The sequence below is a fragment of the Paenibacillus sp. HGF5 genome (genome assembly GCF_000204455.1).
GTDB lineage: Bacteria > Bacillota > Bacilli > Paenibacillales > Paenibacillaceae > Paenibacillus_AQ > Paenibacillus_AQ lautus_A.
Genome location: NZ_AEXS01000005.1, coordinates 1 through 13,296 on the forward strand (window position 1 = coordinate 1; position 13,296 = coordinate 13,296).

General features: G+C 54.5%; 13 protein-coding genes and 1 pseudogene. 11 read left to right on the forward strand and 3 right to left on the reverse strand.

What is annotated here, in order from left to right:
* Both HMPREF9412_RS33140 and HMPREF9412_RS00540 read left to right on the forward strand, forming a co-directional pair.
* A pseudogene (locus HMPREF9412_RS33140) lies at positions 1-166 on the forward strand (NAD(P)-dependent oxidoreductase); the annotation flags it as partial.
* Positions 167-235: 69 nt separating this feature from the next.
* Complete coding sequence (locus HMPREF9412_RS00540) at positions 236-1,984, forward strand: bifunctional ADP-dependent NAD(P)H-hydrate dehydratase/NAD(P)H-hydrate epimerase (protein WP_009589281.1); 1,749 nt, start codon at positions 236-238, stop codon at positions 1,982-1,984.
* Between the two features lie 66 nt (positions 1,985-2,050).
* Here the strand turns inward: HMPREF9412_RS00540 and HMPREF9412_RS00545 are convergent, their stop codons facing one another.
* The gene (locus HMPREF9412_RS00545) at positions 2,051-2,506 is read right to left on the reverse strand and encodes a hypothetical protein (RefSeq protein ID WP_009589284.1); all 456 of its coding nucleotides are present in this window, start codon (positions 2,504-2,506) and stop codon (positions 2,051-2,053) included.
* A gap of 56 nt (positions 2,507-2,562) precedes the next feature.
* Positions 2,563-3,471, reverse strand: a complete 909-nt coding sequence (locus HMPREF9412_RS00550; RefSeq protein WP_009589283.1) for an SDR family oxidoreductase — start codon at positions 3,469-3,471, stop codon at positions 2,563-2,565.
* Between the two features lie 211 nt (positions 3,472-3,682).
* Here HMPREF9412_RS00550 and HMPREF9412_RS00555 point away from each other — a divergent pair, with 211 nt between their 5' ends.
* From HMPREF9412_RS00555 to HMPREF9412_RS00590, 9 genes are all read left to right on the forward strand, one after another.
* A complete protein-coding gene (locus HMPREF9412_RS00555) occupies positions 3,683-4,498 on the forward strand; it encodes a VanW family protein (protein ID WP_009589287.1) in 816 nt (271 codons plus the stop codon).
* A 357-nt stretch (positions 4,499-4,855) separates the two neighbouring features.
* Positions 4,856-5,401: an NADPH-dependent FMN reductase gene (gene ssuE, locus HMPREF9412_RS00560; RefSeq protein WP_009589288.1), complete on the forward strand. Its 546-nt coding sequence runs from the start codon at positions 4,856-4,858 to the stop codon at positions 5,399-5,401.
* 60 nt (positions 5,402-5,461) lie between these two features.
* A complete protein-coding gene (locus HMPREF9412_RS00565) occupies positions 5,462-6,052 on the forward strand; it encodes an AAA family ATPase (RefSeq protein ID WP_009589294.1) in 591 nt (196 codons plus the stop codon).
* Positions 6,053-6,348: 296 nt separating this feature from the next.
* Positions 6,349-7,107: an AAA family ATPase gene (locus HMPREF9412_RS00570; protein WP_009589292.1), complete on the forward strand. Its 759-nt coding sequence runs from the start codon at positions 6,349-6,351 to the stop codon at positions 7,105-7,107.
* A 318-nt stretch (positions 7,108-7,425) separates the two neighbouring features.
* Entirely contained in the window at positions 7,426-7,845 is a 420-nt protein-coding gene (locus HMPREF9412_RS00575) for a MarR family winged helix-turn-helix transcriptional regulator (RefSeq protein WP_009589289.1), read from the forward strand.
* A gap of 79 nt (positions 7,846-7,924) precedes the next feature.
* The gene (locus tag HMPREF9412_RS00580) at positions 7,925-9,343 is read left to right on the forward strand and encodes an MDR family MFS transporter (protein ID WP_009589286.1); all 1,419 of its coding nucleotides are present in this window, start codon (positions 7,925-7,927) and stop codon (positions 9,341-9,343) included.
* 307 nt (positions 9,344-9,650) lie between these two features.
* Complete coding sequence (locus tag HMPREF9412_RS00585; RefSeq protein WP_009589285.1) at positions 9,651-10,448, forward strand: DUF817 domain-containing protein; 798 nt, start codon at positions 9,651-9,653, stop codon at positions 10,446-10,448.
* 138 nt (positions 10,449-10,586) lie between these two features.
* A complete protein-coding gene (locus tag HMPREF9412_RS33540; RefSeq protein ID WP_009589291.1) occupies positions 10,587-10,721 on the forward strand; it encodes a hypothetical protein in 135 nt (44 codons plus the stop codon).
* A gap of 131 nt (positions 10,722-10,852) precedes the next feature.
* Positions 10,853-11,794, forward strand: coding sequence for a GNAT family N-acetyltransferase (locus HMPREF9412_RS00590; RefSeq protein ID WP_009589293.1), 942 nt, complete (start codon positions 10,853-10,855; stop codon positions 11,792-11,794).
* A 119-nt stretch (positions 11,795-11,913) separates the two neighbouring features.
* Here the strand turns inward: HMPREF9412_RS00590 and HMPREF9412_RS00595 are convergent, their stop codons facing one another.
* The gene (locus tag HMPREF9412_RS00595) at positions 11,914-12,945 is read right to left on the reverse strand and encodes a ribonucleotide-diphosphate reductase subunit beta (RefSeq protein ID WP_036670897.1); all 1,032 of its coding nucleotides are present in this window, start codon (positions 12,943-12,945) and stop codon (positions 11,914-11,916) included.
* Between the last annotated feature and the right edge of the window lie 351 nt (positions 12,946-13,296).

A 13,296-nucleotide genomic window follows, 5' to 3' on the forward strand; every position in this document is an offset into this window, starting at 1 on the left:
CATCGAGCCGGGGAAACGTACCGGACAATTCCGGATCGGCATGGACCGCCTGGTGACGGACGAGAGCGGAAGCAGCCGGATCTCGGTTGAAGATTTCGCGGTAGCCGTGATTGATGAGCTGGACGATCCGCAGTTCATTCAGTCCCGATTTACCGTTGCTTATTAATCGACAGGCATCAAGCGAAGTCGTCAGAGCGTTTGGGTAGGATATATCGAAGCAAAGGGGAGAGCTTGGATGTATGTTGTGACGTCCGAACAGATGAGGGCACTCGATAACTACACGATTCGCCGCATCGGCATTCCGGCCATCGCGCTTATGGAAAACGCGGGTAAAGCGATTGCCGAGGAAGTCCTGAAATTATGCCTTGAGCGCCATGGCGGAAGCCAGTTACCGTCCACGGCGGTGGCTCGGACATCCGGGAGCGATCAAGCCTACTTGCCGGAGGATGAGAGGTGTGACCGGCGGACTTCCTTATCGGGTTATTCGTCAGGGGCAGAGGGCCCTTCCACCGGAAATGACCGGGTTATCGAGATGAGCCGCCCGTCGCCCATTGTCGACGGAGACGCGCGATTGCCCACCGCGCTGGCGGAGCAGGAGCACTGGCTCATTCTGGTGGGCAAGGGCAATAACGGCGGCGACGGCGTGGTCGCCGCACGGCATTTGCGTGACGCCGGCATAAGCGTCACGCTGCTCTACGCCGCCGAGCCGTCCGCGCTTGCCGGCGAGGCGGCGGTGCAGCGGGATGCCGCGGCAGCGCTCGGCATCCCGGCACTGGTCCACGGCCGTGCCGCCGTGGACTACGGCGCGTACACCGGCATCGTGGACGCGCTGCTCGGGACGGGCGCGACGGGCGCGCCCCGCGGCGCTTACGCCGCGCTGATCCAGGCCGCGAACGACAGCGGCCTGCCGATTGTGTCCGCCGATATTCCGAGCGGACTGGACGCCGATACCGGCGCGCGGCACGAGCCGTGCATTTCGGCCGCGGTGACGGTATGCCTCGCCTTCCTGAAGCGAGGCTTGGTGCAGTACCCCGGCGCCGGGGCGGCGGGCCGGGTGGTGGTCCGCTCCATCGGCATCCCGGCATCGCTGTGCCGGGAGCTGGGCGTCAGCACGCATCTGCTTACCCCGCATGTCCTGCGGACGGAGCTGGGCGCCGACGTGTCGCGCCGCCGCGCGCCGGACGGGCATAAGGGCACCTACGGCCACGTGCTGACCGTAGGGGGCAGCCGCACGATGAGCGGCGCAGGCCTGCTCGCTTCCCGGGCGGCGCTCCGCGCGGGCTGCGGCCTGGTGACCTGGGCGCTCCCTGCCAGCCTGGTGCTGCCGCTGACCGGAGCCTCGCCCGAGGTGATGCTCGCCCCTGCGACAGAGGAGGAGAGCGGCGGCTGCTGGAATGAGGCCTCCGCGGAGCAGGTCCTGGCCCTCGCCAAGTCCCGCGATGTGCTGGCCGTAGGTCCGGGGCTCGGCCGCTTTGAAGGAGACGCCAGGTGGCTCCGCCGGCTGTGGGAAGAATGGGAAGGGCCGCTGGTGGTGGATGCCGACGCGCTGAATATGCTGTCTGCGGCTGGCGATTTCGGCGCCTGGAAGCCGCGTGCCGCGGCCACAGTGCTGACCCCGCATCCCGGGGAGATGTCCCGGCTGCTGGGCATCCCCACCGCCGAGCTGCAGCGGGACCGGATCGGTGCCGCCGCAGGGTTCGCGACCGGGCACGGGGTTACCCTCGTGCTCAAGGGGGCGCATACCGTCGTGGCTTCTCCGGACGGACAAACCTACATCAATACAACCGGCACCTCCGGCATGGCGACCGGCGGGACCGGAGACGTGCTGACCGGCATCATTGCCGGCCTGCTGGCGCAAGGGCATGCCGGTCCGTCTGCAGCCGCGCTTGGCGTGTGGCTGCACGGCCGTGCCGGCGAGCGGGCCGCGCGGCATCGGGGGCACCCCGCCTCGGTCATCGCCGGGGACGTCATCGAAGCGCTTTGAAGCAAAGAGCAAGGGCCCTCATCAGAGGGCCCTTTTTCCATGGGGGAGAGGCTATAGGCGCTTGAATCAGATCACCCAGCACAGCAGGGGAACGGCCAGGGCAAAGAACGGGGTGGCCAGAGAATTGCTGGAGAATGCATGCTTTCCCCACAAGAACAGAAGCAGCGTCAGGGTTCCGGCAGCGGCACGGAGCCAGAGCTGCTCCGGTTGACCGCCTGTGAATAGGGCGAAGAACAGAAAACCGACCGCTCCATACACGGCTGCCTGTTTCCCCTTATGCAGCGAAGGCAGGAACGTGAGTATGGCATCGGCCGCGAGAGAGGCCGTCAGCGCGTAACCGTACACCCAGTGTTCTTGCGGCATGTAAAGGCCTAGCCACTCCGAGGCCTGATCCGCCCCGGACGGCCACGCCCAATCCAGCAAACTCAGCAGCAGCACGACGATACCGGCGCTGGCCAGCTTGTTTAATGCATAAAACCCCATGTCCATCCGGGCGGACCTTTTGGGAATTCCGGTGTTCATTGTACACATCCTCTGCACGTTATTCGTGGAATCCTCGGATGCTAGCGGCATCCATGCTAGCTGGTTACCATCTGCCCTCCGTTGACGTGAATGGCCTGGCCCGTGACAAAAGAAGAAGTGATGGACGATGCCAGGTAAACATAAGCGGGTGCCAGCTCATAAGGCTGCGCGGCTCGCTTCATCGGCGAATTCGTTCCGAATACGGCAACCTCATCGGCGGAGAAGCTGGAAGGGATGAGCGGCGTCCAGACCGAGCCTGGCGCGACGGAGTTGACGCGGATGCCCTGATCGACCAGCGAAAGGGCCAGGGATCGGGTAAGGGAAACGATGGCGCCTTTGGTTGAGGAATAGTCGATGAGCTCCTTTAAACCGTCATAGGCCGTAATGGAGGCCGTGTTGATGATCGACGCTCCGGCTTTCATATGGGGCAGCGCGGCCTGAATCATGAAGAAGAACGGAAAGATATTCGTCTGGTAGGTGTGATGCAGCTGTTCTTCCGTAATGTCCAGAATGCTGCGCTGCACGTACTGGACGGCATGGTTGTTCACGAGAACATCCACTCTGCCGAAGCAGGCGATCGTCTCGTTAACCACGGCTTCGCAGTTTTTTTTGTAGCGCAGATCGATCTTCATTAAGAGGCATCGTCTGCCGAGGGATTCAATCCGCTGCTTCGTCACTTCCGCATCCGAAGTCTCATATAAGTATGGGATGACCAGATCGGCACCTTCCTTGGCGAAGGCAATGGCGGCCGCTTTGCCGATACCGCTGTCCCCCCCGGTCACAATGGCGATTTTGCCATCCAGTTTACCGCTGCCCCGGTAGGCGGGATCTTCGCTGATCGGACGCGGCGACATCAGGCTTTCAAGGCCCGGCTGGCAGTTTTGATGCTGGGGAGGAAAAGCGATGGGCTGTTCCTTGCATTCGGTTTTGGAGCCTACGTATGGAACGGGCTGTTGGGGATTCATTTCATTCCTCCTTTGGTATACGGGATGTTATTCATGGAACGTCGATGCTTTATCTCTATGCATTCGCCCAGTCCAGGGTGCCGATTGCGAACAGAATAGGTGAAAGGTCGTGCGCAAACACGCGGATTACGGATTTTTTACGATGTCCTTTGGGCTATTGTGGTAAAATATTTCCAAATTCATCAATACGGCCAAGGGGGCACGGTCACGGATGAAACCCGTCAAGCGTTCAAAATTCCGCCTGTGGGCAGGCAAGCAGTATTTTACATACCGGCGTTATTGGGCATGGATGAAGAAGAGGGGCGGCATCGCCCGCACGCAAAGTCCTGAGCCGCTGCGATATTCGGTGTTCACACACCAAACCCCGCTGAAACGCCAGCTCAAGGATGTTGATATGTGGTATCAGCATAATAAGGTGATCAACTTGCGTCTGGCCGTGCGCCATCTGGATGGACTGCTGGTTCGTCCGGGAGAGACGCTGTCCTATTGGAGGAGCATTGGACGCCCGACTCGCAGGAAAGGGTATGTCGACGGCATGGTCCTGTTCTATGGAGGCTTTAAGGCGGGCATGGGCGGAGGGCTGTGCCAGCTGTCCAACCTCATATACTGGATGACGCTGCACACCCCTCTGGAAGTGAAAGAACGGCATCGGCACAGCTATGACGTCTTTCCGGATGCGAACCGGACCCAGCCGTTCGGAAGCGGCGCTACGTGCGCCTATAATTATTTGGACCTTCAGATTTATAATCCGACGAACGATACATACCAGCTGTCGGTATATGTATCAGAGGAGGATTTGATCGGGGAATGGCGATCCAGCGCCGCTCCGCTGCATCGCTATGAAGTATATGAGCGGGACCATCGCATTACCCAGGAAGTTTGGGGAGGATATGCGAGGCATAACGTCATTGGCCGCAAAGTGTTCAACAGGGAAGGCGAACGGATTCGGGATGAGTGGATTACCGAGAACCATGCGCTCATGATGTACTCGCCGCTGCTTGCCGAACAAGGAAGCGTGACGTCTTGATCAAGGGAGGGGCTAGGTGCCGATCTTACACCGTATTCGCATGGGGAGCCCTGTTCGTGATCAGTTAAATGGAGCGGGCAATGGAGACATCGGTTTGACGCATTCTGCCGGATTGACAAAAGCGCGGACACATTGATACGATGATACTAATTCTGACAAGTTTGCTCTGATTTATACTGGTTGATGTCGGATGCAAGAGCGACTGCTGACCGGAAGACTTTGCCGTATCCTGTAGAGTCTTTTTTTCTGAGATTCAGGCTATGGCGGTCTGACTCTATATCGAGAGGACCTTACATAGCGATCTGATACATGGATGAAATGGTGACATTATAAGATAAGCTGAGGTGAGCAATGATTATGGCGAAAGCTGTTATTATTAACGGGAGCCCTACAGCCGGATCCCGATTGAATGCGGTTATGGATTTTGCGGAGCAGGCACTAACCGCTGCCAATTTCGAGGTGAGCCGGATCGACGTGGCCGGGCTGCCGCCCGAGGATTTGATTCATACGAAGTTTGAGAGCGAGCATATCGTCAAAGCCAACGGGCTTGTGGCCGAGGCCGATGCCGTGATTGTGGCAAGTCCGGTTTATAAAGCTTCGTTTACCGGCGTGCTTAAGACATTTTTGGACCTGATTCCGCAAAAAGGCTTGGCTGGCAAAATCGTGCTTCCGATGTTCATTGGTGGCAGTCTCGCGCATTTGCTGGCGATTGATTATTCGCTCAAGCCCGTGCTTTCCTCGATCGGGGCCCGGCATATTCTGGGCGGCGTGTACGCCGTGGATGCCCAGGTGGCGCGTACCGAGGATGGCGGGTTTGACGTAGCGGAAGTGCTTCAGGAGCGTTTGGCCTCCGCGATGGAGGAATTAATTGAAGAAACCCGTTACCGGACAGAACGCGCATAGGAATAGCGTGAGTGACGGCAGGGGTGTTCTAGCGATATAGATCATATGGAGGGATACCATTTGCAAAAGCTAGTGTTTTTTGTCGGCGTGGCCGGTACAGGCAAGACAACCGTAGCGAAGAAGCTTGCAGTCCGCATACCGGCTGCATTTCTCGACCGTGATACGGTGGGGGGACGGTTTGTCGAGAAGTTCCTGGAGAGCAACGGACTGGATCCGAACGACCGCGATTCTTCCTTCTATAAAGAGAATCTGCGCGATCTGGAATATGATACGACCAAGGATATTTGCATCGAGAACCTGGGTGCGAGGCAAAATGTCTTTATGATCTCGCCGTTCACGGCGGAGCTCAAGAACCGCGAATGGATTGAAGAGGTCATCGCATCCGCGGGATTAACGAAGAACGACGTTGATGTGAAGGTCATCGTGGTTGCGCTCAAGGACATGGATTTGCAGAAGGAGCGGATCATTGACAGACAGACCGAGCGGGATCAGTGGAAGCTGGATCATTGGGACGACTTCAAGAAGCGCGTTGATTTCGTTCCGGAAGTGAACTGGGATATTCCGCAAACGTCCATCAAGGTGTTTGATAACAGCGGCGATCTGACGGAAGAGAAGGTCGAGGAGCTCTATCAATTTATCGTAAGCGAATAGCATATCGTAACAACAGATTCAATATCGGATGAAAAAGTGCGTCATTCCAGGTGCCGGCAAGCCCTGTGATGGCGCATTTTTTTGAATATCGGGGCATCTTCAACTGCTTCAAGGAAGCGGTCTGCCTGCTATCGCAGCAAACAGCGGGCTGCTCGGATTCGTTGTATGTCCAGGAATGCGTTCTATGAGAGTGTGCAGCCTGCATCGGGCGATGATCTGAATTGGAACCGAAGCCGGAATGTTATATAGTAGATTTGTCATGATCGGTTAACGTAGATTTCAAGGAGGGAAAGCGGTTGGATAACTCGGCTATGCTTGCCTATCTTCGAAGCGTTGTGTTAATGAGGGATCGCATCCCGTCATTTAACGAATACCCCTTTAATTTGCCGGCCGTAGCGGCTATGGACGGACTTCGCTTTCATCCGAAGGTCACTTATATCGTGGGCGAGAACGGAATGGGCAAATCCACGCTGCTGGAGGCGATTGCGGCGGCCCTCGGGTTCAATCCGGAAGGAGGGACGCTTAATTTCTCCTTCTCGACGGAGGAGACCCATTCCAGGCTGTATGAATATATTCGAACCGTCCGGGGCGCACGCAAACCGCGGGATGGTTTTTTCTTCCGGGCGGAGAGCTATTATAATGTCGCCAGCGAGGTGGATGCACTGGAGCGAGAGCGTCCTGGACTTTATGATTCCTATGGCGGCAAATCGCTTCATCAGCAGTCGCATGGAGAATCCTTTTTTGCCACCTTCTTGCATCGGTTCTGGGGCAACGGACTGTACATCATGGACGAGCCGGAAGCGGCCTTGTCGCCGTTTCGCCAAATGGCGCTGCTGAGACGCATCCATGACCTGGTTCATGAAGACTCGCAGTTTATTATTTCCACGCATTCGCCGATTGTCATGGCTTATCCGGATTCGATCATCTACAAGCTGACATCCGAAGGCGTGGAAGAGACGAGCCTGGAGGAAACGGATCATTACATGATCACGAAGGAATTCGTGAATCGCCGGGAATCGATGCTGCATGAATTGTTTGCGGACGATGAGGAATAAACGGGGAAGATAAGGGCTCGTGGATCGCTAGATCGTGCGAGTTCTTTTTTTCATTGGGGGCCTGTTATTGTACTGACCGTTTCTTGCCAAGGCATGAATAGGAATTTTCTCTGCTTCTGAATTTAAGAATTAGAATAGTTCAATATCTCGAAATAAACTTTGAATGTTTTAAGTAATTAGTCCATTAAACCTCGATAATTGGGATGAATTAGAATGAAAATCATGAAAATGGTGTTTACAAGTTAGAATCATTGAACTAAAATAAAAACGAGGTGAAAAACTCTGGAGAACGGAAGAGAAGCAAGCGTGGAGAGACTCATGGACATGTATCGTGAGTTATCGGATAAAATGACGAGGCATCGGGTCGTGTCTTTCTTGAGTCATTTAAGAAAGAATGATTTGACGATGAATCAGTATAAAATCCTAAGTTTGATCGAGCAGCAGGGACCGTGGCTTCCCAACCGGTTGGCTGAGCACATGGAGCTTAAAGCTGCAACGATCACTTATTTGGTGGATGCATTGGAACAACGGGGATTGGTGATTCGAACGCCGAATCCGAGTGACGGACGCAGCCACTATGTCAATTTTACGGCAGAAGGCCGGCAGCTGGTGCTCGACGCGCGCAGCGAGGGGGACTATGCCGTCATGGAATCCTTCAAGCAGCTGGATGAGGACGAGGCGGATAACCTGTATATTTTGCTGCGATTGCTTGGCCGAAAGCTATTTCCAACAGAGTAAACGATATGAAACTGAAGTAATCCTGCCTCCAGTTCTGTTATCAGATCCGGGCGGGGTTACTTTGTTTAGGAGGCTTCTTGTGAATACAGACGAAAAATCTTCATTTTGGCTAATTATGAGCGCCGTGTTTTTCGGCAATTTTCTCGCGGTGTTGAGCATTACCACCATCAACGTCGCTTTTCCGGTGGTGATGGAGCAGTTTCATACTACGCTGAGCACAACCCAATGGCTGATGGCCGGATATTTGCTGGCAACAGGTATCGTGGCCCCTATTGTCGGCTACATGGGGGATCAGCTAAGCTATAAGAGGCTGTTCGTACTGGCATTGACGGGTTTTACCCTCTCGTCGCTATTATGCGTTGTCGCCTGGAACATCGAAACATTAATCGCGTTCCGGATCACGCAAGGCGTATTCGGCGGGATGATCATTCCGATTACGATGACGATCATCTACCAGGTATTCCCGCGCGAGCGGCAGGCCTATGCCATGGGTCTGTGGAGCCTGGCTTCCATGCTGGCACCGGTGATAGGGCCGACCCTGGGCGGATGGCTGGTGCAATACTTTGGCTGGAAATCGATATTCATTCTGAATGTCCCCATCGGCCTGATATCGATCGTCATCGTAAGCAAATTCATTCCTTTTTATCGACTGACCGGGAAGAAGACCTTCGATCTCCTCGGATTCTTGACGGTGGTGGCGGGCAGCTCCTGTTTGCTGCTCTCCTTCAGCCATGGAAACGATTGGGGCTGGGGATCCTGGAAGACGATCTCCTTACTCGTCGCCGGTATTTTGCTGCTGCTGTTCTTTATTAAGTGGGAGCTGCGCATTCCGTCCCCGCTGTTGCAGCTGAAGGTCTTCAAATTTCCCCGATTCCGGTACAGCTTGATCTTGAACTGTATCGTGACGATCTCCCTCTATACGGGAACCTTGCTGGTGCCGCTCTATTTGCAGACCGTGCTGAAGCTGTCTCCGATGGATACCGGACTGATCATGCTGCCGGGCGCAATCGTCATGGCGGCGGCATCGCCGATTATCGGCAAATTTTATGACCGGATCGGTCCGTTCCGGCTGGTCATCACGGGTGTCCTCATCATTGTGGCCGCCACGCTGGCTTTCAGCGGGATCGGCACGAATACGTCGGTTCTGTACATTTCCACGCTGCAGCTGGTTCGCTGCCTCGGTATCGCTTTGTGCAACATGCCGTTAACGAACGCCGCGATGAGCGCGGTGTCCAGCGAGTACTCGGGCCATGCATCGTCCATTACGAACTGGGCGCGTCAAGGGCTGGCTTCGTTATCCATCGGCATTTTCAGCGCGCTGGTGGTAACCAGAACATCCTATTACATGGGCGCCGGGGCTGTGACTTCGCGTACGGCAACGACCATGGGCATTGATGACGTGTTCATGATCGGTACGATGGTGGCGGTGGTAGCCATACCTCTTACATTTTTGTTACGGGTCAAAAAGGAAAAATCGACTCGCCATGTCGCGCTCTAACCGGGAATGCCCCGCCTGTATGAAGAGGGGGTTCCTTCAGGCTGTTGAGACCTGGCGCAAGACGCCGGGAACCCGAATATAATCTAGCGATTGAACAAGGTTGAACCTAAGAGCTTGCATGTCGCAGGTATAACCTTAAGGATCGTCGGATAGGCCGTTAACCGATGAGAGAGCAGCTGCAGGGGCTGCTCTCTTATTTTGTTTTTGCGCTCCATGGCCTGGATGAAATATGACAAAGCTGTTCTTTTATTCATTTCGCGGTCTGTGGTAGGGTGAAGTATACGAATGCAGGCGCTAGGAGGAGCTTATGGAATTTATACGGAAGCTGTGGGTTTTCGGTTATCAGCAGGCCTTGTCCTGCCTATTTCCGGTGATTATCTTCGGCGCGTTGGGACTGACCAAGGTGGTTGAGATTCCGGGTTTGCCGCGGTATGATCTCATTCTTCTCATCTGCGTCTTGGCGCAAATCGGGATGCTGGTGAGCAAGCTGGAGACATGGGATGAACTGAAGGTTATCTGCGTCTTTCACGTTATCGGATTGATGCTGGAGCTGTATAAAGTGCATATGGGCTCATGGTCTTACCCGGAGGAGGGCTGGAGCAAAATCGGCGGCGTTCCGCTGTACAGCGGCTTCATGTATGCGAGCGTAGCCAGTTATATCTGCCAGGCTTGGCGGCGAATGAATTTGCGGATCACCGGCTGGCCGCTGCCTGTGCTGACGGTGCTGATCAGTGCGGCGATCTACGCCAATTTCTTTACCCATCACTACGTATGGGATGCGCGCTGGCTCCTCACCGTATTGTTGTTCGTGGTATTTGGCAGAACCATGGTGTATTTCGACGTTGACGGAAAAACCTTGCGCATGCCGTTGGTGCTGTCGTTCCTGCTGATTGGTTTTTTTATCTGGATCGCGGAGAATATCTCCACGTTTCTCGGGGCCTGGACCTATCCGGGACAGGAACGGACATGGAGTCTGGTGCATATCGGAAAAATCAGCTCTTGGTTCCTGCTGGTGGTCATCAGCGTCATTATTGTGGCTCAGCTGAAGCATCTGAAGCAGGGCAGAGGACCGTCCAAGGACAATCCAAAGGGAACGGTCATGTGATTGTGCTTAGCGGATTTGATCCTTCATGCAGAATCATGTATCCTATGGGTAATCGAAACGATGGAATTAGCGAGCCATAAGGCAAGAAACTTGTTATGAACATAGATGGTTGAAATCTTGGCAGGGAGGAGTATTCACATGAAAAAAAGATCATTGGCGTCGTTGTCCAAAGGCATGGGATACTCCACCGCTGTTTTCTTTGATCGGTCCGATGACGGGAGAAGTCTGTCCAAAATCGGATATTCGGCGATCAAGGATCCTTCATTCTATTGACTGAGGGAACAGTGGAATTAAAAACACCACAGGTCGCTAATCTTGTGGTTGCATAGATCGGCATGTACACCACAGGTGCGCTGTGGTGTTTTTTTGCGTTTCTAATGATACGACCAAAGGAGAGGAAGACCATGTTCATGCAAGGAAGACAGATCTATGTCAAGTCGGTTGAGGAATCGGATGCGGAGGCGCTATGGAAGCTCGAGGTGGATAACCGGGATTTTTTCCAACGGTTCACGGGCTTAAGGGACGACGAATTCTATACCCTTGAGGGACAACTCGAACGGATTCGAAAGGCCCGGGAATCCAGCAAGGCGGATCAGGCGTATCTCTATATGATTGGACTGCGGGATACCGAAACGATCATCGGCGAGATCATGCTGACGGAAGTGGTACGGGGGAATTTGCAGAGCTGCTGGATCGGTTATTTTCTGGACCGGGACCATAACGGAAAGGGGTATATGACCGAGGCCGTTCAAATGGTGGTGAGGTTTGCCTTTCAGGAATTGAAATTTCACCGGATTGAGGCGGGCGTCATACCGCACAACCAGGGCTCGATCCGAGTGCTCCTGAAGGCGGGCTTCCACAAAGAAGGCATCGCCAGGAAAAACGTGAAGATTAACGGGAAGTGGGAGGACCATCAGACACTGGCTATGTTGAATGAAGCCGATGAGGAGGCATCGTCCCCGATTCAGCGGTACAATCCGTCCGTCATCGCCCCGCCGATCGGTCCGTATACCCATGTAACCAAGGTTGCGAGAGGGGCTGAGCTGTTGGTGTTCTCCGGCCAGGTGGGGACCGACAGGGAGGGGAACCTGCCGGCCGATATGAAGGAGCAAGTAGAGAACACCTTGGCGAATATTCAGCGGGTATTGGCTTCGGAAGCCATGTCGGCGGATCATATCGTCAAAATCAACATTTGGGCGGTTCAGGAGGTCGACTGGGATCATTTCCATCGGGTATGGGAGAAATTCCACGGGGGAAAGGCGCCATCCATGACGATGGCCTACGTGCCGGCGCTGGCGATGCCGTCCCTACAGGTGGAGATCGAGGTATGGGCAGCGAGAGGGTAACGCTTAATGTAGTGGAACGGATTGCAGCCGTCTTATATAAGGCATAAAAAACCTCCGGGATCCCTGTTTAGGGGACCTCGGAGGTTTTGTATATGGAAGGAAACTTATAGATCGTAAACTTATAGATCGTCAAAGCCGTTGTCGTCGCCAACTTTGCCGTAGTTACGGGATTTGGCTTCGAAGAAGTCGGTTTTCGTTGCGTTGAGGGCCTCGTCGGAGAAAGGCTTGATCCATGGCATGCAGTTGACGTCCACGCCTTCGTAAGCTTTTTCCAGACCCATCATGGTGATGCGACGGTTCGCGATGTACTTGATGTAATCGCTCAACTCGTTCAGATCGATACCGCGCACATTGCTGAGCGTGTAGTGGGCCCAGTTGGTTTCGAGCTCAACGGCACGGTCAATGGTGCGGTACAGGTAGTCGATGTTCTCTTTGGTGTTCAGCTCAGGGAAATCCTTGAGCAGCTGCTTGAACACTTCGGCGAAGAAGTAGCAGTGCTGGTTCTCGTCACGCTGAATATAGGAGATCATCTGGCTGGTTGCCATCATCTTCTGGTCACGGGCCAGGTTGTAGAAGAAGGCAAACGTGCTGTAGAAGAAAATCCCTTCCAGGATCAGGTCGGCGACCATGGCTTCGAAGAAGGATTGCGGCGACGGATTGTCGCGGAAATTCTGGTAAATGTTCGAGATGAACTGGTTGCGCTCCAGAAGAACCGGATCATGCTTCCAGTATTCGAAGATTTCCTTCTGCTCCTGCTCCGATACGATGGAGGAAAGCACGTAGGAATAGGATTGGTTGTGAACCACCTCTTGCTGACCGATGATGGCCGAGATGGCTTCGAGCGACGAGTCGGTGAAGTAACGCTTGACGTCGCCGACAAACATCGTCTGCATGGAATCGAGCACAGCCAACAGGGAGATGTTGATTTTGAAGGTGCGCTGCTCTTCAGGGTCCAGGCGCGGGAACTGCTGCGCATCCTTGGACATCGGGATTTCATCCGCGATCCAGTGGTTCAGCAGCAGAACCTTATACAATTTATACATATGAGGCATCCGAATGTCGTTCCAGTTCAGGATCCCGGAGCATTCACCTTCAATGACGCGAGTGGAGCGGTTGGGTGCTTCGGTGTTAAATATCTTTTGCATTTGCATGCCGATTTTCTCTCCTTGTATTTCATAATAGGGCGGAAGGTTGAAGGGACTCACTAGCGGATTCATGGGACGGGTATCCATCTCCAGCCGCTGTTGTCCGCCTTGCCTGAATGTATTTTAAAGGTTACAAAGGGCTCCCAAAAGCGGACGTAAACTCTTCCGATTGGATACCCTTACCCTTGTAGTCTTGTATTAGAAAGCTATTCCCGCCTGCTATGCGAGACTCCGCATGCAGCCGCTCGATGCTTGTCGCGCCGCATGAGAAGCGATTCCCAAGGGGAGAGCGATCCCAGCAGGCAGTAACTCAACAAATCGTACGAAGTAACTACAGAAGTCCGCCGCCGCATCGAG